16 protein-coding genes are annotated in these 18,367 nt (G+C 65.8%); 9 read left to right on the forward strand and 7 right to left on the reverse strand.

Annotated elements, in window-relative coordinates; genetic code table 11:
- Positions 1-107: 107 nt before the first annotated feature.
- On the forward strand, positions 108-587 hold the full coding sequence (locus ABW18_RS18145) for an NUDIX hydrolase (RefSeq protein WP_049700394.1): 480 nt from the start codon (positions 108-110) through the stop codon (positions 585-587).
- 34 nt (positions 588-621) lie between these two features.
- Here ABW18_RS18145 and ABW18_RS18150 read toward each other — a convergent pair whose 3' ends face one another.
- A complete protein-coding gene (locus ABW18_RS18150) occupies positions 622-1,005 on the reverse strand; it encodes a hypothetical protein (protein WP_049700395.1) in 384 nt (127 codons plus the stop codon).
- Between the two features lie 311 nt (positions 1,006-1,316).
- Positions 1,317-2,027: a thiamine phosphate synthase gene (gene thiE, locus ABW18_RS18155; protein ID WP_049700396.1), complete on the reverse strand. Its 711-nt coding sequence runs from the start codon at positions 2,025-2,027 to the stop codon at positions 1,317-1,319.
- A gap of 163 nt (positions 2,028-2,190) precedes the next feature.
- Between thiE and ABW18_RS18160 the strand changes: the two genes are divergently transcribed.
- The 7 genes from ABW18_RS18160 to ABW18_RS18190 all read left to right on the forward strand — a co-directional run bounded on the left by ABW18_RS18160 (position 2,191) and on the right by ABW18_RS18190 (position 9,872).
- Positions 2,191-3,327: an FAD-dependent oxidoreductase gene (locus ABW18_RS18160; protein ID WP_049700397.1), complete on the forward strand. Its 1,137-nt coding sequence runs from the start codon at positions 2,191-2,193 to the stop codon at positions 3,325-3,327.
- Positions 3,324-3,521, forward strand: a complete 198-nt coding sequence (gene thiS, locus ABW18_RS18165) for a sulfur carrier protein ThiS (protein ID WP_005209103.1) — start codon at positions 3,324-3,326, stop codon at positions 3,519-3,521. Before ABW18_RS18160 ends, thiS begins: the two co-directional genes overlap by 4 nt.
- 1 nt (position 3,522) lies before the next feature.
- Entirely contained in the window at positions 3,523-4,329 is an 807-nt protein-coding gene (thiG, locus tag ABW18_RS18170; RefSeq protein ID WP_049700398.1) for a thiazole synthase, read from the forward strand.
- Positions 4,330-4,470: 141 nt separating this feature from the next.
- Positions 4,471-5,388 carry an ABC transporter ATP-binding protein gene (locus tag ABW18_RS18175; RefSeq protein WP_049700476.1) on the forward strand — a complete coding sequence of 306 codons (918 nt, stop codon included), beginning with the start codon at positions 4,471-4,473 and terminating at the stop codon, positions 5,386-5,388.
- A complete protein-coding gene (locus tag ABW18_RS18180; protein ID WP_083444447.1) occupies positions 5,388-6,176 on the forward strand; it encodes an ABC-2 transporter permease in 789 nt (262 codons plus the stop codon). Before ABW18_RS18175 ends, ABW18_RS18180 begins: the two co-directional genes overlap by 1 nt.
- A gap of 98 nt (positions 6,177-6,274) precedes the next feature.
- Positions 6,275-8,890 carry a helix-turn-helix transcriptional regulator gene (locus ABW18_RS18185; protein WP_049700399.1) on the forward strand — a complete coding sequence of 872 codons (2,616 nt, stop codon included), beginning with the start codon at positions 6,275-6,277 and terminating at the stop codon, positions 8,888-8,890.
- A 10-nt stretch (positions 8,891-8,900) separates the two neighbouring features.
- Positions 8,901-9,872, forward strand: a complete 972-nt coding sequence (locus tag ABW18_RS18190) for a hypothetical protein (protein ID WP_049700400.1) — start codon at positions 8,901-8,903, stop codon at positions 9,870-9,872.
- Here ABW18_RS18190 and ABW18_RS18195 read toward each other — a convergent pair.
- On the reverse strand, positions 9,860-11,098 hold the full coding sequence (locus ABW18_RS18195) for a DMT family transporter (protein ID WP_049700401.1): 1,239 nt from the start codon (positions 11,096-11,098) through the stop codon (positions 9,860-9,862). The two genes, ABW18_RS18190 and ABW18_RS18195, sit on opposite strands and share 13 nt — an antisense overlap.
- Before the next feature lie 273 nt (positions 11,099-11,371).
- On the opposite strand from ABW18_RS18195, the gene ABW18_RS18200 reads away from it, so the two are divergent.
- Positions 11,372-12,538, forward strand: coding sequence for an ATP-grasp domain-containing protein (locus tag ABW18_RS18200; RefSeq protein ID WP_049700402.1), 1,167 nt, complete (start codon positions 11,372-11,374; stop codon positions 12,536-12,538).
- Positions 12,539-12,580: 42 nt separating this feature from the next.
- Here the strand turns inward: ABW18_RS18200 and ABW18_RS18205 are convergent, their stop codons facing one another.
- The 4 genes from ABW18_RS18205 to ABW18_RS18220 form a co-directional block, all read right to left on the reverse strand.
- Positions 12,581-13,978: an amidohydrolase family protein gene (locus ABW18_RS18205; protein ID WP_268760687.1), complete on the reverse strand. Its 1,398-nt coding sequence runs from the start codon at positions 13,976-13,978 to the stop codon at positions 12,581-12,583.
- A 115-nt stretch (positions 13,979-14,093) separates the two neighbouring features.
- On the reverse strand, positions 14,094-16,214 hold the full coding sequence (locus tag ABW18_RS18210) for a neutral/alkaline ceramidase (RefSeq protein WP_235434437.1): 2,121 nt from the start codon (positions 16,212-16,214) through the stop codon (positions 14,094-14,096).
- A 110-nt stretch (positions 16,215-16,324) separates the two neighbouring features.
- Entirely contained in the window at positions 16,325-17,605 is a 1,281-nt protein-coding gene (locus ABW18_RS18215) for an MFS transporter (RefSeq protein WP_049700403.1), read from the reverse strand.
- On the reverse strand, positions 17,602-18,261 hold the full coding sequence (locus tag ABW18_RS18220; RefSeq protein ID WP_064866132.1) for a TetR/AcrR family transcriptional regulator: 660 nt from the start codon (positions 18,259-18,261) through the stop codon (positions 17,602-17,604). The genes ABW18_RS18215 and ABW18_RS18220 overlap by 4 nt, the downstream gene beginning before the upstream one ends.
- Between the last annotated feature and the right edge of the window lie 106 nt (positions 18,262-18,367).

The raw sequence follows: 18,367 nt of genomic DNA on the forward strand, positions 1-18,367 counted from the left end.
GGCGAGGGAGTGTCACCGCGATCGGAGTTCACCTAAGTTGGAGGTACGGGGCTTTCGGAGAGTATTTCCAGATCATTTCCATGGCGTGGGGACGAGCAGGAGGCGCGGTGCGCGGCGACGGTGACGGTTGGGTTCTCGACGACGGTGCGAGGTACTGGGGGCTGCACGGCGCGGCCGGGCTTCTGCTGCGGGCACCGCTTCCCGACGGTGAGGTCGGGATACTTCTCCAACACCGCGCGGCGTGGTCGCATCAGGGCGGCACCTGGGGTCTGCCCGGCGGTGCACGCGACTCGCACGAGACGGCAGTAGACACCGCGATCCGCGAAGCGGGCGAGGAAGCAGGCATCGCACCCGGCGACGTGTCGGTCGTGGCAGCGTTGGTCACGCACCGCACCATCGGCGGATGGACCTACACGACGGTCATCGCCGACGCGCAGCGTCCGGTCATCACGACCGCCAATGGAGAATCGGCCGAACTGCGTTGGGTTCCCGAGGCGCATGTGGCGACGCTGCCGCTGCATCCCGCCTTCGGCAGCGCGTGGCCACAACTTCGTGAGCGCCTCGCGTCGCTGGACTCGACGACCTGAGTCAGACGACCTGCGCCGAGAGACCCGAGACAGCTCAGGCGTGCAGGTCGCTGCCCTCGAGCAGTCGGTTGGCCCCAGCGATCAGCGCGTTGATGTTCGCGTCGGCGGTGGTATCGCCGTCGCCCGTCGCCCAGCACTGCCGACGATCGTGTTCGCACAGCAGGAACGAAACGTTTCGGTCGTCGAGCCGACGCTGGTGCAGTCGGACGATCTGCACCGAGACTCCCAGGTCGTGAAGGATCGAGGTCATCGCGCCAACCGGCCCGGCCGCCGTCGCGGTCATCGACATGATCCGGTCGTCGTAGGCGATAGTTGCCCGGCATTCGACCATGTCGCCGGGTGCTGGGGCGACGCTCCACGAGCCGAGGCGGATCGCACCGTTGGTTGTGTACTCGTCGACGAACTGCTGCCAAGTCATTCCAGCTGCCTCCTGACGGATTCCGTTGGGGAGTGCGTGGCCGGTCCGCTGCCAGAGAGGATCTGCGCCATTGCTGTCACAGCATGGCTGGGAAAAGTGAAGGTTGTGCATCGTTGAAGGTCTTTTCGGTCAAAGAGTCGATGACCGACGAGCGCACGACGACCCCGCAGCGGGGGGTCGGTCGATTCTAGACCCCGCTGCGGCGGGGTACGAGGAGGCTCGGTGCGCACAACATGGTGACGTTCACTTTATCGCTGCCCACCCCACATGACGCAAGCGGGTTTTGCCTGGGCTCAACTCCCAGGGGTGCGTCAGGCGAGCCCGGCGCGCAATCGCGACGCCGCTTCGGACGGATCGGACGCCGCGGTGATCGCACGCACGACGACGATCCGCCGCGCACCCGCCTCGGTGACCTCCGGGAGTCGTTCGGCGTCGACGCCGCCGATCGCAAACCACGGCTTGCGGCGGCGCGGGTTCTCGGCGGATTCGCTCGCCGCGACCGCACGCACCAGGTCGAGACCGGGCGCCGGACGCCCCGGCTTGGTCGGCGTCGGCCAGCACGGACCCACACAGAAATAGTCGACGTCGGCATCTGCTTCGGCGGCTGCGGCCTGATCGACATCGTGGGTCGACTTGCCGATGAGCACATCGTTGCCGACGATCCGACGCGCCGCGGCAGGGGGAAGATCGTCCTGGCCGACGTGCAGGACGTCTGCCCCTGCGAGCGTCGCGATGTCGGCGCGGTCGTTGACGGCCAGCAGTGCATTGCGTGACTGGGTGATCTCGCGCAGCACCGCAAGGATCTCCAACTCCTCGCGGGCCTCGAGCGCTCCGAAGCGCTTCTCGCCCGCAGATCCCTTGTCGCGCAACTGAACAATGTCAACGCCGCCTGCGAGCGCGGCGTCGACGAACTCGGCAAGGTCGCCGTGCTCGCGCCGGGCGTCGGTGCACAGATAGAGGGTCGCGGACTCCAGTCGCTTGGTGCGTGCGTGGTGGGCTGTCACGATCGCCAGCGTAGCCATGCGCCCTGCGGCGCGGTTGGGTCGCTGCCTGATAAACGGGTCGCAGTAAGGTGGACTCGAAAGACACGGGAGTCCGCGGATCGGCGGGCTGAGAGTGTGGGACGCCCCCGCTGACCGTCGTACCTGATCCGGGTCATGCCGGCGAAGGAAGGATCTCGAGAAGTTGACGGCTGTAATCGACACCCCCGACCTCGCTGTCGTCGGCGGCGGAGTCATCGGACTGACCAGTGCACTCGCCGCGGCAGACGCGGGCATGCGCGTGGTGGTTCACGACGCCGGACCACAGCAGCGCGCCTCGCACGTCGCAGGCGGCATGCTCGGTTCGCTCGGCGAGGGACTGCCGGGTGAAGAAGCACTGCTCGCCGCGACGTCGGCGTCGGTTGCGCAGTGGCCGACGCTGCTGGCACGTCTCGGCGACGGCTCCCGAGAGGGCTCCGGCGCAGAGGACACTGGTGCAGGAGACACCGGCGAGACGATCGCGACAGCTGCCGACTCGCTGTTCGTCGCGACGACCGCCACCGATCTCGAACACCTCACGCGCCTGGCCGACAAGGTGTGGGCGCCCGCGCTCGGTGCCGGGCGTGAGATCCGAGCGATCGGCCCCGCCGACATCCGCGAGTTGGAGGGCGCGCTGACCTCGAGACTGCGCGGCGGATTTCTCGCGACGGGCGAGGGGGCAGTCGACAACCGCTTGCTGCTCGCCCGGCTGCGCGGTGCGCTGCGGGATGCCGGCGCGCACCTGCGGAACGACACGATCACCGATCTCGATGCTGTGGCGGGTCGACAGGTACTTCTCGCCGCGGGGGCCGGTGTGCCGCAGCTCTGGTCCGGTGCGCGCATTCATCGTGCGAAGGGCGAGATCCTGCGGCTGACTCGCACACGCTGGTCGGTGCCGCCGCCGAGTCACGTCGTGCGTGCCAGGGTCGACGGCCGGATGGTGTATCTGGTTCCGCGCGCGGACGGAATCGTCGTCGGCGCAACACAATACGAATCCGACGAGCCGGGTGCAGAGGTTGCGGGCGTTCGCGACCTGCTCGACGACGCGCTCACGGTGATGCCCGGACTCGCGAGCTACACGCTCGCCGAAGTCGGTGTGGGGTACCGGCCGTGCTCGCCAGACGGACTACCGCTGATCCGTCGTATCGACGAGCGGGTGGTCGTTGCGGCGGGCCATGGCCGCAACGGGATCGTCCTCGCGCCGTACACCGCACAGCGAGTTCTGGAAATACTGCAGCACAACGATGTTCAGCAAGAGGTCGGTCACGAAGACGACGTGTACGGATACGAGGAGGCACGGTGAGCTTCACTGTGAACGGAGAGCGCCACGAGTGGGACGCACAGCCGACCGTCGACGCGCTTGTCCGACGTCTCGGATTGCCCGACCGCGGCGTCGCGGTCGCCGTCGACGGGGCCGTCGTGCCGCGTGGACGATGGGACACGGTTGTTCCGTCCGACGCCGTCGTCGAGGTCGTCACGGCTGTGCAGGGTGGTTGAGATGAGCTCAGCGGAAACCGAAACGCCGACACAGGATCTGGGCGGACTGCGAATTGCCGACCGCCACTTCGGTTCCCGACTCATCATGGGCACCGGCGGGGCGGCGAACCTCGCGGTGCTCGAGCGCGCGCTGGTCGCCTCGGGCACCGAACTGACCACCGTGGCGATGCGGCGGATCGACGCGGGATCGACGACCGGGGTGCTGGATCTGTTGCGGCGCTTGAAGATCGACGTGTTACCCAATACCGCCGGGAGCCACACCGCCGCGGAGGCGGTGTTGACGGCGCAACTCGCACGCGAGGCAGTCGAGACGTCGTGGGTGAAACTCGAGGTGGTCGCCGACGACCGCACGCTGCTGCCCGACCCCATCGAACTCATCGACGCCGCACGACGACTCGTCGACGACGGCTTCACGGTGCTCGTCTACACCAACGACGACCCGGTGCTCGCGGCACGACTCGCCGACCTTGGCGTCGCCGCGGTGATGCCGCTCGGGTCGCCGATCGGAACCGGTCTCGGGATCTCCAACCCCCACAACATCGAGATGATCGTCGAATCGGCGCAGGTGCCGATCATCCTCGACGCCGGCATCGGGACCGCAAGCGACGCCGCGCGGGCAATGGAACTCGGTTGCGACGGCGTGCTGCTCGCGTCGGCCGTGACCCGCGCCGACGACCCGGAACGCATGGCGAATGCGATGCGCCACGCGGTGATCGCAGGCCGCCTCGCCGCCGGGGCGGGCCGCATCCCGACGCGCTTCTGGGCGCAGGCCTCGTCGCCGGGGCGGGTGGTCCTTTCCGCTGATTGAGCCGGCCGCGAGCGTAGCGAGCTGCCGAGTCGAAATCACCAGCGGTGGTCTCGACAAGCTCGACCGGCGGATAGCGCTCGGCCAGCGAGCAGCCGAGTCGAAATCACCAGCGCGCAGAACTCGATTGCTATGGTCGAATCAATGCTTGCCGCGGCCGATCTGACCAAGACCTTCGGGGGCGTGACCGCCGTCGACCACCTGAGTTTCACCGTCGCGCCGGGGCGCGTGACCGGATTCCTCGGGCCCAACGGGGCGGGGAAATCCACGACGATGCGCATGATCCTCGGCCTCGACCGGCCGACGTCGGGAACAGCAACTGTCGGGGGTCGGCTCTATCGCGAACTCGACCATCCACTGCGTCAGGTGGGCGCTCTGCTCGACGCCAAGTGGGTGCACCCCAACCGGAGCGCGCGCAATCATCTGCGGTGGATGGCCGCGACCAACGACATCCCGGTCGGCAGAGTCGACGAAGTGCTCGAGATGGTCGGCCTGACGTCCGTCGCAGACCAACGGGCAGGCGGTTTCTCGCTCGGTATGTCGCAGCGACTCGGGCTCGCGGGCGCACTGCTCGGCGATCCGCACACTCTCGTCTTCGACGAACCGGTCAACGGACTCGACCCGGAAGGCATCGTCTGGGTCCGCAACTTCATGCGGGCGCTGGCCGCGGAGGGCAGGACGGTGTTCGTGTCGAGCCATCTGCTCACCGAGATGTCGCTGACGGCCGACCACGTGGTCGTCATCGGGCGGGGCAGGCTGATCGCCGACTGCTCGATCTCGGAGTTCACCGCGCGGGCGCGCCCGGTGGCCCGGGTACGTACCCCGCAACCGGCGGAACTCCACCGGGCACTCGAGGCCGCTGGGTTGGCGGTGACCCCGGTCGCCGGACAGGACGGCCGGGTGTACCTCACCGTCGCAGACGCCACCACCGACCAGGTCGGCGATGTCGCGGCCGCTGCGGGAATCGGGTTACACGAGTTGGTGTCCGACACCCCGTCGCTCGAAGAGGTCTTCATGGCAGCCACAGCCGAGTCGATCGACTACCGGGGAGGGCAGCACTGATGGGCGTGGTCCGGTCCGAACGGATCAAGCTGACCAGTACCCGTGCGCCGTGGTGGTGCATAGCGGCGGTCGTCGTACTCGGTCTCGGTATCGCGGGACTGATCGCGCTCGTGACTCGCGGTGCTGGCGCGATCGCCGACCAACCCGAGGGAGCCGGGACCGACGGATCGGTCGACCAGAGCAGCGCGGCGTCGGTCTATCTGATCGGGGTGAATTTCTTCGGAGTCGTCATCTTGATGATCATGGCGGTACTCGGCGTGACCACCGAGTTCCGCTTCGGCACCATCCGTACGTCGTTCCTGGCGACCCCTCGTCGCCAGAATGTGTTGTGCGCGAAGGCATTGGTGTACATCGCGTTGACGTTTGTCGTCGTCGTGCCGTTGTCGTTGTGCAGCGTTCTGCTCGTGAAGGCGGTGAACGGTTCGGCTGGTCTCGACCTCGGCAGCGAACACGTGATCAGGCAGATCTGGGGTACCGCGGTCTGGGCGGCGCTGTGCGTCGTCGTCGGGATCGGTGTCGGTGCCATCGTGCGACAGACCGCTGGTGCGGTCTCGGTGGTGCTGGTGTGGATGCTGGTCCTCGAGAACGTTGCCGCGGCACTGCCGGTCGTGGGACGTCGAATCGGGCCATTTCTCCCGTTCCGCAACGGCTCTCGATTCCTCGACGGCGACTTTCCCGGCGATGGCTACCACTGGAATTCGTGGGTCTCGCTGGTCTACTTCGGGATCTTCGCCGCGATCGTCTTCGCTGTCGGTGTGCTCCTGGTGAATCGACGCGACGCCGGGTAGCCGGACCCGGAGCCAGACGCGTTGAGTAGTCCGTTCAGGGGACAGCCCTTTCTCGTGGGAGTCGGAGAGCTGCGGGTCGAGGATTAGACTCGAAACCCATGCAGGGCACGTGGCCACTGATCGAGCGGGAGCAGGAATTCCGCACGATCCAGTCTGCGCTGAATCCGGGCGGTTCGGTGTGCGGGGTGGTGCTGACAGGCGATTCGGGCGTCGGTAAGACGACGTTGGCGCGGCTGGTCACATCGGGTACCGATACGGGGGTTCGCTGGGTCGCGGGTACCGAGTCGGCTCGATCGATACCGCTCGGAGTATTCGCGCATCTCGTCGGTCCCGCGGTGTCGAGCGACCCGGTGACGTATCTGTCAGCGGCGCGTGAAAGCCTTCTGGCACAGGGCGATACGATCATCGGCGTCGACGACGCGCATCTCCTCGACGAGTTGTCGGCGACGTTGCTCCATCAACTCGCAATTGATCGAGCCGTGCAGATCGTCGCAACCGTGCGCAGCGGTGAGGCCGTGCCCGACGCCGTCACCTCGCTCTGGAAAGACAACCACCTCATCCGAATCACGTTGTCGCCGTTCACCAAAGAGCAGAGCGTCGATCTCATCGAGTCCGTCCTCGGCGGACAACTCGAGGAGCATTCCGCAGACCGTATGTGGGAAGCCTCCGGCGGCAACGCCCTGTTTCTGCGACATCTCGTCGAGGGCGCACGGGCAGCGCGCACCCTGCGGCAGGTCAACGGTGTGTGGCAGCTCCGCGGACGCGCTGCGATCACCTCCGAGCTCGCCTCGCTTCTCGCCGGCCGCGTCGAACAACTGCAGCCCGATGTCCTTGCCGCTCTGAAGTACCTGAGCCTGTGCGAACCTCTCGACATCGATGTGCTGTCGGATCTCACCAGCGAAGAGGCCGTCGAACAAGCCGAGATCGACGGCCTCGTCCGCATTGCCCGAGATGGCCGCAGCCTCAACGTCTCCTTTCACCATCCCCTGTTCGGAGAGGTCATCCGGCACGGTCTCGGACTCGCGTCGTCGCGTCGACTCCGCGGTGCGCTCGTCAGAGCACTCGACTCGCGGCCCAAAGACACTCCCGCGGCGCGAATTCGACTCGCCGACCTGGCACTTGAAAGCGACGTCGGTGCCATCGACCCGTCGCTGCTCGGTTCGGCAGCCCGCGACGCACTCAACTTGGCGCAGGTTCCGATGGGTGAGCGGTTCGCGCGCGCGGCAATTGCCGACGGGGGTGGCCCGGATGAGGCAGAGCTGCTGGCCCGCGCGTTGATGTGGCAGGCCCGGCCGGATCAGGCGGAGCAGTTACTCGCGCAGTACCGGCTCGCCGATCTCGGTGAGGTCAGAGCCACCCGCATCGGCGTCCTGCGCGTCGGAAACATGTTCTGGGCCATGGGCGATTCGAAACGCGCCGACGAGTTGCTCGATGAAGTGCGTGCGTGCGTCACCGAACCCTTGCTCACGCCGATCGTCGACGCGATCGGGTCGGCATGTGCACTTTTCGAGAACGATCTCGCACGCGCGGTCGAGCTTTCCGACGATGTGCTCGCGGCGTCGTCTCCGCTGCCCTGGGCAGTCGAGTGGGCGGCGTTCGGCGGCATGCTCGCCCGCGCGCTACAGGGACATGGCGACGACGTCGCGCCCCTTGCTGCCCAGGCACGTGACGCCGAGGCGAAAACCGATGGGATGCTGCGCTTTCCGGCAGGCATCGGCGAGGTACTGTCACTCACGCTCACCGGCCATCTCGATGAGGCGCAGGTCGCGGCACAGCGGTACGCCACCTTCGCCGACACCGCGCAGTACCTCGGTTGGGCGATGGCGGGAGAACTCGTTGCCGCTGTCGACCTCGCGCGCGGCAGGTGCACCGCCGTCACACGACGCATCGAACAGACCCTCGCGACGCTCGACACCGACGAATACTCGGCAACCTGGAACTTCCCGGCCTACCTGTTCCTCATCGAGTCACTGTCGGCAATGGGATTGGCCGACGAAGCCGACATCGCGCTCGCCCGAGCAGGCGAGCACTACGGCAGGCAGGTCGCGGTGTTCGGGCCGATGCTCGGTGTCGCTGCCGCCTGGCAGGCCGCGTCCGCGGGGATGATCACCACCGCGATCGCCCTCGCGAATGACGCGGCGCAGCAGGCGCGTGAGGCAGGGCAGTTCGCCGTCGAAGCCGAATCACTGCACACCGCTGCACGTTTCGGCGATACAACGGTTGCGGACAGGCTCGCCGAACTCAGCGGCGTCGTCGACGGGCCGCTCGTCGGCCTCTATGCACGCCACGCGCGGGCCAGTGCCGATGGCGACGGCGTCGAACTCGATCTGTGTGCCGCCGATTTCGAGAAGCTGGGCTACCTGCTCTCGGCGGCCGACTCGGCCGCGCAGGCAAGTGTGCTGCACGACAACGCTTCACACCGTTCGGCGACGGTCGCGTCGGCGGCGATGGCCGACCGCATCTCGGCGTCGTGCGGCGGTCTGCGGACACCCGCTTTGGTGCGTGCGGCACAACCGTTGCCGCTCACCACGCGCGAACGGGAGATCGCCAACCTGGTGGCCGCAGGACTCTCGAACAAGCAGATCGCCGAGCGCCTCGTGGTCTCCGTGCGCACAGTCGAGGGGCACATCTACCGTGCCTGCGTGAAGCTCGACGTGACCGACCGCGCCGACATCGCGGCGATCCTCACGCAACAACGGGCGGTCAGTCCTTAACCTGTTGGACGTGGGCAACACACGGCCCGGCGCCGAGAGCGACCGCACGCGGTGGGGAAGCGGCCTGCGACAACTGACGACCGCCGAATGGCAGGTCATCCGTGGTCGCGACCCCGACCCCGACCTCGACGCCGTCGAGATAACGGAGTTCTCCGGTCCACTTCTCGCCGGCGGACTCGTCATCGCGATCGTCGGAGTCCTGCCGCTCGTCGGGACACGTTTGTCAGAGAACGCCGACAGCTTGTTCGGACCGCTGATCGGCTCCTTCGCGCTCGCGGCCGTGTGCACTACGACGGTTGCGTGGCTGCTGAGCGCGCTGATCTCCGGACTCGTCGTGCTGGTCGTCTACGACGTCAGTCCGAAAGTGGCGAGCGCAGCGACCGAGGGTGCGCTGCGCGGCTCATTCGGCCGGATCGAGGGCGCGGCCAGTTCGGTGACGCTCGTCGCGTTGATTTCGGGATTGATCTCGTTGGCAATCGGATTGCCGAATATGGCGTCGAGCGACGATGAATCCTCGGTGATAGAGGAACTGCTCTCCGCGCAGGTCGCGTGTCTGCTGCTGGTGCTGATGTTGGGCTTCGCCGCCGAGTCGATCAGGACATCTGCGGAGATCCTGGGCTCGCAGGTCAAAGTCATCGGGTGGCTCGGGTCATTGCTGATCGTGCTGATCTCGTTCTATCTCGCATCGAGCGCCGGTCCGTTCGCGCCGGTCAAGCTCACGCGCAACATCCTCGAGGCGTGGCTGCCTGCCGACATCGACGGCGTGCCACGAGCGCAGGTGATCTCAGACGTCATGCCCAACAACAGCTACCTGTGGTCGATGCTGATCATCGCGCCGTTCGTGACGGTCACTTGGTTTGTCACCGCGTGGCGACTCGGCGCCATACGCAACCTCCGCGCCGCCGTGCGGGCCGCCGCGGGTCAAGGAGAAGGTCAAGGAGAAGACGGACTAGAGGTCGAGGGCAGCGATCAGCACGAGTAGCGGCGTGAGGGCTGCCGGTCGTCGAGGTCGGCGTCGGTGAAGTCGATGTCCGACCTCGACGACGAGTCGGCAACACCGTGGTCCTCAGCGCGGCCGTGCTCCTCACCAACGTTGCGACTTTCATTACCGCTGCGACTCCCATTACTGCTGCGGCCCTCGTCGTCGTCATCGTCGTCGAAGTCGGCGGGCGCGAATCCGAAGGAGTCGATCTCGTCGGAAGCGGTCATATCGGAGCGCAGCTCCCCGCTCTCGAATTGCCCGCTCTCGAATTCGCTGTCGTCGTAGTCGTCGAACTCATCGTCTTCACGTCCGCGACGCCACCCGCCTTTCATCGGGGGTGCCTCACCGAAGTGGTCGGGATCTCCGGAGCCGTACCAGGCGACCAGTACGGCGCCGACGACAGCTCCGAGGAAGCCGACCAGAGCGAGCCATCCAAGGCCAGGCTTGGCTTGATCGCCGAGGAACATGACGCCGATGAGGCTCGGACCTGCCGTTTCGCCGACAACGAGCACCGCGGTGACGCCGTTGACAGCGCCGAGCTGTAGCGCGACGGTCTGCACGAAGAAACCGACGGCACCCGCGATCGCGATGGTCCATGCTGCGGGATCGAGGAGCAGTCGCACGGGGTCGAACGGGTGGATGCCGTCGAGGATGCGCACCGCGATGGCGATGACACCGAACAGCAGGCCTGCGGCAGCACCGCCCGCGATCGCTCCGTGTCGGCCGAGTCGGTACACCGACAGCAACGCCAGCCCGCTCAAGACGATGGTGGCGAAGAACAGCAGCCAATGGAATGAGTGGTCGCCGGAATCACCTGTCTGATGCGACGACGACATGCCGAGAAGGCACAGCGAGAACACCACGAGCCAGATGGCGATCCAGTCGCGTGTATGCAGCGCGATGTTGAGCATGATGGTGCCGAGCAGTGCGGTGATCACCAGGTTGGCCGAGACGATCGTCTGCGACAAGAACAGCGGCAGGTAGCGCGCCGCGACGGCGCCGCCGGCGAAACCGACGGTCACCAGCACCGTTCCCAGGATGAACGCCGGGTCGACGAAGGTCGACGCTGTCGAGCGAAGCGTCGGACCCCCGGCGGCATTGGTGGTCTCGATGCCCTCATCACGGTCGATCTGCGCGGCACGACGAGCCCCGAGGGCGCGCAGCACCGTCGACATCCCGTAAGCCACCGCGGCGAGGCTCGCCGCGATGACGCCTATGAGGAACATGCGACCCGCCTCTCTGCTATTCGTCGTCTATTCGTGTTATCCACCCGGTCCATCGGAGTCGGCCCCGGTGGACGGGAGCCGAGGAATCGTCCGGCCCTAGTGGTCGTGCAATGAAGACTCCCCCTACAACCACAACTCATCGGTCAACGGTCGGCAAGCGAGTTATTATTCCACTCTCAGTATTCACCGAGGTACCGACAATCCCGTCGCCGCCCGTCTCAGGCCGTCCCCGCCCGCCTCGGGCGGACGCCGACCACTGACTAGACTCGCGATGTGGCGACATCCCCGAAGAAGCACGTACTGATCACCTTCGGCCGCTCTTTCCTCACGCTGAACCTGGCGAGGCTGATGTCGGCGGCGGGTCATCGGGTGACCGTCGTCGACAGCATCCCGATCGGTGTCAGCCGCTTCTCCAACTCGGTCGACGCATTTCACAAGGTGCCTCCACCGAAGTTCGAGCCCCGCGACTACTGCCGCGAACTCGCTCGAATCGTCGTCGACGAAAAAGTCGACATGGTCATTCCCATCCACGAGGAAACCGACATCTTGTCGATGATGGTCGGACTGTTCCCTGCGGAGTGCGAGGTGTTTTTGTCCGATTTCGACACCGAGAACAAGCTGCACAACAAGTACGACTTCCAGCGTGAATTGGTCTCACTGGGCATTCCCACGCTGAAGTTCGCCGTCGTCGAAGGACCCGACGACGCCGCAGCGCTCGACTTCGACGTCCCGTTCGCGCTCAAGCAGTGCTATTCGCGCGGGTCGCAGAAAGTGCACAAGATCACTCCCGGCGAGAACCTCGACTGGGTCGAATACGATCCGACGAATCCGTGGCTTGCCCAGGAGTGGATGGAAGGCAAGCGGTACTGCACCTACTCGGTCTGTCGCGACGGCAAGGTCAACGCACACGCGACCTACCCCGTCAGCTACGCGATCGGCGGCAGTTCGTGCCTGTCGTTCAGTTCGATCGAACATCAACCGATCCTGGACTGGATCACCGAATTTGTTGCGGCGCAGAGGTTTACCGGCCAGGCCGGATTCGACTTCATCGAGGGTGCCGACGGCAGCCTCTACTGCATCGAGTGCAACCCCCGATCGACGAGCGGGATCATGATGTTCCGCCCCCACAACGACGTACCCGCGGCGTTCTTCGGCCACAACGACGACCTCATCGTTCCCGACTCCGACGTCGACCGCATGATCGGACTCGGCATGCTGCTCTACGGCTGGACGAAGGCATCACGCCAGGGGCGGTCGATGCGCCAGTTCTGGAAGGACTTCCGCTCGTACGAGGACGTGATCTTCGAGCGCGGCGACATGAAGCCCGGGGTCATGCTGCCGGTCGCCTACGCGTCGATTCTGCGCGACTGCCGTCGCTACCACGTCGGCCTGGCCGAGGGCTTCATGCACGACCACGAATGGGACGGCCACCCGATCTGAGCCACTGAGTTGTCGAGCTACTGCGTCGGGTTGCGGTAGCGCTCACACCGCGCCGAAGTCGACCTTGTCGCCGCCGACGTAGACCTCGGCGATCGCCGGTTCGCGCATGCCCATCAGGAGCGCGAAAAGTGTTTGGTCGCGCGCTCTTTGCGGGTCGTCGTCGCGAACTCCGTTGCGCAGCATCCGTTCCAGCGGCGGCCATCGCTGCGGGTCGATCACCAGGAAGTCGGCTTCCTTGCCGACGTCGAAGTTGCCGAAGCGTGATTCGGCGTCGAGAGCGCGTGCGCCCGCGAGGGTTCCGCTGAACAGCATCTGGGCCGGATGCATGGCAACGCTCGCCTCGCCCGCTTCGGAGATGTGCACCTTGTAGGCGTCACCGGCAACCTTCGAGATCAGCCACTCGTCGCCACCTCCGCAGTCGCTGCCCAGCGCGATGGTCACCCCCGCATCGACGGTGCGGTTCCACGGCATGGTGCCGGAGCCGAGGAACAACTGGGACGTCGGGCAGTGCGCGATCGACGTGCCGGTCTCCGCCATCCGAGCCAGTTCGGCGTCGGTGCAGTGCACGCAGTGGGCAAGAATGGTGCGCCTGCCGAGCAGGCTTTCGCCGCCGACGGCCGAACCCGGGAGAAACTTGCCGTCGTAGGTGTCGAGATAGCACTCCACGTCGAAGAGTTGCTTGACCAGGTCGACCTCGCCGGTGCCGGGCCGGTTGTTCTCGTTGAGGTGTGTGTGGATGTAGACGCCGCGGTCGCGCACCTGCGCGTAGAGCTCACCGAGCGCCGCGAGGGTCTGCGTTGTCACCGACAGTGTGAAGCGGGGCACGATCGCGGTGAGCAGTCGAGCGGTGTCGGGGTCTCCGGTGTCGGCCGCGTGCCACCGATCGATCTCGGCGGTGGTCAATGCGATCGCGTCGGCCTCCGAGGTCATCAGCGGGGCAGCCGAATCCGGACCCTGGGTCTGGATGCCGCGACCGCTGACGATGCGCAGTCCGGCGCGCTGTGTCGCCTCGAATAGTTCGTCCTGTGCCACGGGGAAGGCCGAACCGAACACCATCGCGGCTGTGGTGCCCGCGGCGATCCTGGCGCGGGTGAAGTCGCGCGCGATCGTGCGGGCGAACACCGGGTCGGCCAGTCGCGACTCCGCGGGAAAGATGCAGTTGTTCAGCCATTCCAGCAGCTGGCCGCCGCCGTACGCGTCGAGCTCGTAGGTCTGCGGAAAGTGCACATGGGCGTCGACGAATCCCGGCAGCAGGAAGGCGCCGCCATGGTCGACGACGACATCGCCGGGCTGCGCGGGCAGTTCGTCGAAGGGGCCGCAGAAGTCGATCAGCCCATCGGCGGTGATGGCCAGCGCACCATCGGGGATGTCGACGAGCGCTGAGTCGGCGTCCGAGACCGTCGGCGAGCCTGCGATGTGCATGATGCGTCCCCGATGGATACGACGCTGTGCTGAGGTGCCAGGATTCGCTGCGGTGCCGGGGCTTGTCACGTCGGGGGCATTCACGCGCACAACACAACCACAGGTTCGACGGTTCGGCCTGTCGGGACCGGCATCACTTCACGTCGAAGGCGGGACTCGTCCCGACGAACGACGACAGCGCGCCATTGGTGTGCTTGACGTCGCCGAAGTACCGGATGCGGTGACGCCCCGAGACTCCCGGGCCGGTCGTCCAACTGATGGTCACGCTCGACGCCGTCGAACTGCCCGACGGCCGCTTCCAGGTGAGCTCGGTGCCCCAGGTGTTGTCGTCGGCGGCCGCGACCCAGCGACCCGACTCGTACCGTTCGACGACGAAGTAGCCATCCTTGGCTGCGCTGCTTCCCGGCAGCACCCTGTGCACCTTGTTCGAGGGGTGCGCGCCGCAGAACTCGACCGACACGGTGTCACCAGACCGATACGAAGTCTTTGGTCCACGCACGACGTCGCCGAAGCGTCGACCGCTGATGGGGGTGTCGGCGGGTACCGGGGTCAGCAGATCGGGTTGGGGGCCGCGCTGATCCGGTGGCTTGGGGCCGCGTGACGATGACTTCCCGGCTGCCATTTCGCGTGCGAGCTTGTCGAATTCCTGCATGTACGCGCACAGTGTGTATCGCCCGAAGAGAGTTTCGCCGCCCTCGTACTGCTGAGATAGGTACTCCTCGGGAGTGGTGACGTACTGGCTGTAGCCGTTCGAGTATCCCTGTAGCAGAACGTTTTCCAGAGGCAGTGAGAATGCGGCCGCCACGATCCGACGCACACGCAGTCCCGCGGTGATGGTGAACTCGGCCGGTGCTGCCGCGAGTATCAGATCGCCGATGCGGATCAGTTGGATCGGCAGAACCTGCTGAATCCACGGGTGCGGCGGCATGTAGCCCAGGGGGAACAGTGGTAGCTTCGGCGCCTGGACCTGCTGAACCCATTCCGGCGGAGTGACTTTCGACGTCGCTCCGAGTGCTGCCGCGAAGGGGAGTACGGTGCCCTCCTTGAGAAACGAGAGCTGGCTGCGTGTGTTGTCCTCGGTGCTCGTCGCCGCGGCGGCCGCACCCATGATCGCGGGACTCGTGCGCGCGGGACGGCCGTCTGGCGTGTACGCGCCGTCGATCGCGATGTCGGAGAGGTTCAGAAACCGGTACGCATACGACAGTCCGCCGGACAGCGAACGCGCCGAGGCGAATGCCCGCTGGCCGGCTTTGAACTGCCGCTGACCGATGATGGTGCAGTTGGCGCGGTGGTCTTCGGTCGGTCCGGACGGATGCAGTTTGCGCACAGCGAGATTCGGAGTCATGTCGCCGGCGTTGGTCTGCGGGAACGATGCGACGACGTCGGGGTTGTTCTGCTCGGCGAGGTACGACGCGTAGCCCTTGTTGTCGACCGAGATCAACGTGTTGGCGTCGGTCAGCGACGTGCCGTGTGTGGCAAACCAGGTGATCTCGCCGATCACGTTGCCGCCCTGACGAATTCGCAGCGAGGTGACCTGCGGATCGATGTGCTCGGGAAAGTGTCGACGATCGGGGGTTGGATTGTTGACGAACGCCTGCAGTGAGCGGTTGGCGCTGGCGTCGTGCAACTCGGAATGCCCGAGTTCGAGGGTTCCCGGCGCCAGTGAGTGGTGGGCCGCCACGATTGCGTCGACGAGACCGGCTACCTCTGCGCGGTAAGAGTTCTCCCGATGTCCGAGTGCGGCAAGGACATACGCGTAGTCCCAGGCCGTTCCGCCGCACGAGTTGTGATTGTGGGTGGCGTTGAGATTGACGTTCTCCTCGGTGTAGAGGTTGCCGAAGCGCTGGCGCAATTCGTTCATCACGCCGACGTGGTGGGACTCGAACACGCAGGCAAGATCGGCGTTGACGAAGACGATTCGCTTACCCGACGCGGTGTCGGCGATGATGTAGGCGCGCGCCCACACGCGTTGCAACAGACCGGTGGCCACCTGGCTGAGGTCGGAGTATCCCATCATTCCCTGGCCCGCGATGGCGCCTGTGAGATCACCCTTGCCCGCCCCCACCAGGTAGCCCGACGACGGTGCGGCCGTTGCCGTTCCGGCTCCGAGCGCGCCTGTCATGGCGATCCCGACCACGCCCGCTCCGACGGCTCCCGCGGAGGCGCCGAGGAACCCGCGTCGGGTCACTCCGTTCGGAGCTGCGCCGTCGTGTGACGTGTGATGCGGTGTTCCGCGGGATGCGTTGGTGCTCATCTCAACCCCCTGGTGAAATGTGGACGTTCGAATGCATGGATGAATGGGATGCGTTGTGGGTCAGTGAAGTATGTTTCGGGTGACCGGGTATGACGCCAGGTCTCGTTGGCTCAACGCACGCTGCGCACCAGTAGAACCGACACGCCGCCGAGGATTCCGAAAATCGCTGAGGCGACGAACAATCCGGTGAAACCGCCGGTTGCTTCGACGATCGCGGCGCCGACCAGAGGTCCGAGTGCCTGCGGGACGGCCATCGCGATGTTCATGATTCCCAGGTCCTGACCGTTGTGCTCGGCGTCGGGGAGGACCTGTGTTGCCAGTGCCTGGTCGACACCGAGGAAGGCGCCGAAGCCGGCGCCGAGCAGCGCTGCCGCGACCATCGTCATGGGGAGGTTGGCGACCACAGCGATGCAGACCGCCGCCGCGCCCTGCGAGACACCTGCGGCGAGGACGAATGGCTTTCGTCTCCCGACGACGTCGCTCAGCTTGCCCGACACCAGTGCGCTGATGACGACGAACACCATGTAGACCGCTGTCACTAGCAAGATGTCACTGTCGGCGTCGGTGGAGTGGATACCGAACTTCAGGAAGAAGAAGAGCAGCGAAGTGCCAAGGGCGTTACCAAGATTCACCAACACGCGGCCGAGTAGTGTCCATCCGAAATCGGGATGCTCACGCGGCGAGATCCACAATTCGGATACGACGGCCCGGATACTGATCCGACCCTTGTCGTGTCGCGGGTTGGGCGGATCGTTCAGGTACAGCACGAACGGTGCGACACAGGCGATCAGCAAGACCGCGAAGAGTGCGTACGACGGGAGAAATCCGAGTCCGAACGCAGACACCAGTGCGATACCGATGATCACACCGATCGCTTGCGGGGCCGACACCCAACTCGACACGACACCGCGTTGGAAGACCGGAACCTGATCGCTGATCAAAGCGGTTAGCGCCGCCGACACGGCGCTGAAGCCTGTCAGCGTCGCGCACCACCCGATGGTGATCGCAATGATGTTGTCGGAGAAGCCAAGTGCGATGAGTCCCGCCGCGAACAGCGCCGTACCGCCGACGATCCATGGTCGACGCCGTCCGTATCGGCTCGTCGTGCGATCCGACAGCGAACCGGTGAGGGGAAATGCCACGAGCGCGAAGGCCGCAGAGATTCCCGATACCACGCCGAACGTGAGAACGCTTTGCTTCCAATTGCTTTCGTCGACATTGGTGCCGATATCCAGCCAGTCGTTGATCTGGTTGGGAAGGGTGAGCTGGAACGGTGCGAGTTGCGCGAGCCAGATGCCGAGCCAGGAGAGTCCGAAGAGGCCGATCCACTTCGACGAAACGCGTTGCCACGGCGTCGTCGGACTGTGGTGGGCGTCGTGGTCGAGGGTCACCGTGCGTCGGTTTCCGGCGACGTCGGTGTTGTTGCCGGTGCCGGGGTCGGTGATGATGTCGGGTCCGCCGTCGGAGCGGCGAGTGTGACGATTGCGGTCGCGAGTACGTCGATGTTTCGACGCGCAGCCTCGGTGTCCCGGTCGGTCAACCACGACAGCGTGAGACCGTCTATCGCAGACGTCACCAGGTGAGCGACCTGCGTCAGCGGTAGCTCCCACGTGATCGACATGCGTTCGGCCAGATAACTCAGTGCGTCGGCGACGGCGCTGCGGTAGGTCTGCCACTGCTTGTTCACGGCCGCGCGGTCGTGGCGGATTGCGTGCGTCGCCACTTCGAGGAGCGCGAGCTCACGCGCGGGATCTTCCTCGAGCATGCGCAGGTAGCCGAGCATGGCCTCGCTGAGTACCTCGTGGAGGCTCGCGTCGTCGGCCACCATGTCGGCAGACAAGACCGCGGTGAGGCGCTCCTGCTCGGTGATGTGCGTGATGACCTCGGTGATCAGCGCATCGCGGGACGAGAAGATGTAGAAGAGCGCGCCCTGAGGCATCCCTGCCTCGCCGACGATCGCCCTGGTCGTCGCGGCGGCCAGCCCATCTCGTGCGATGACGCGAACGGCGGCATCGACCAGCGCCTGCCGCCGGTCCTCGAAAGTCATTCGACGCAACGAATCCCCCTGGTCATCTGTCGTGTGCGAGTTGACCATACGATCAACTGTCGACAAATGTGCGGGATTCGCTCGAAATCCGCAACAGGAGCGCTGC

Origin of the sequence: Gordonia jacobaea (genome assembly GCF_001186365.1) — a bacterium.
In the GTDB taxonomy this organism is placed as follows: domain Bacteria; phylum Actinomycetota; class Actinomycetes; order Mycobacteriales; family Mycobacteriaceae; genus Gordonia; species Gordonia jacobaea.

What these genes read in the sequence shown, in the direction of transcription:
- ABW18_RS18150 (WP_049700395.1), bottom strand. Translation starts at nt 1,005, where the DNA reads ATGACTTGGCAGCAGTTCGTCGACGAGTACACAACCAACGGTGCGATC.
- thiE (WP_049700396.1), bottom strand. Translation starts at nt 2,027, where the DNA reads ATGGCTACGCTGGCGATCGTGACAGCCCACCACGCACGCACCAAGCGA.
- thiG (WP_049700398.1), top strand. Translation starts at nt 3,523, where the DNA reads ATGAGCTCAGCGGAAACCGAAACGCCGACACAGGATCTGGGCGGACTG.
- ABW18_RS18175 (WP_049700476.1), top strand. Translation starts at nt 4,471, where the DNA reads ATGCTTGCCGCGGCCGATCTGACCAAGACCTTCGGGGGCGTGACCGCC.
- ABW18_RS18180 (WP_083444447.1), top strand. Translation starts at nt 5,388, where the DNA reads ATGGGCGTGGTCCGGTCCGAACGGATCAAGCTGACCAGTACCCGTGCG.
- ABW18_RS18185 (WP_049700399.1), top strand. Translation starts at nt 6,275, where the DNA reads ATGCAGGGCACGTGGCCACTGATCGAGCGGGAGCAGGAATTCCGCACG.
- ABW18_RS18195 (WP_049700401.1), bottom strand. Translation starts at nt 11,098, where the DNA reads ATGTTCCTCATAGGCGTCATCGCGGCGAGCCTCGCCGCGGTGGCTTAC.
- ABW18_RS18210 (WP_235434437.1), bottom strand. Translation starts at nt 16,214, where the DNA reads ATGAGCACCAACGCATCCCGCGGAACACCGCATCACACGTCACACGAC.
- ABW18_RS18220 (WP_064866132.1), bottom strand. Translation starts at nt 18,261, where the DNA reads ATGACTTTCGAGGACCGGCGGCAGGCGCTGGTCGATGCCGCCGTTCGC.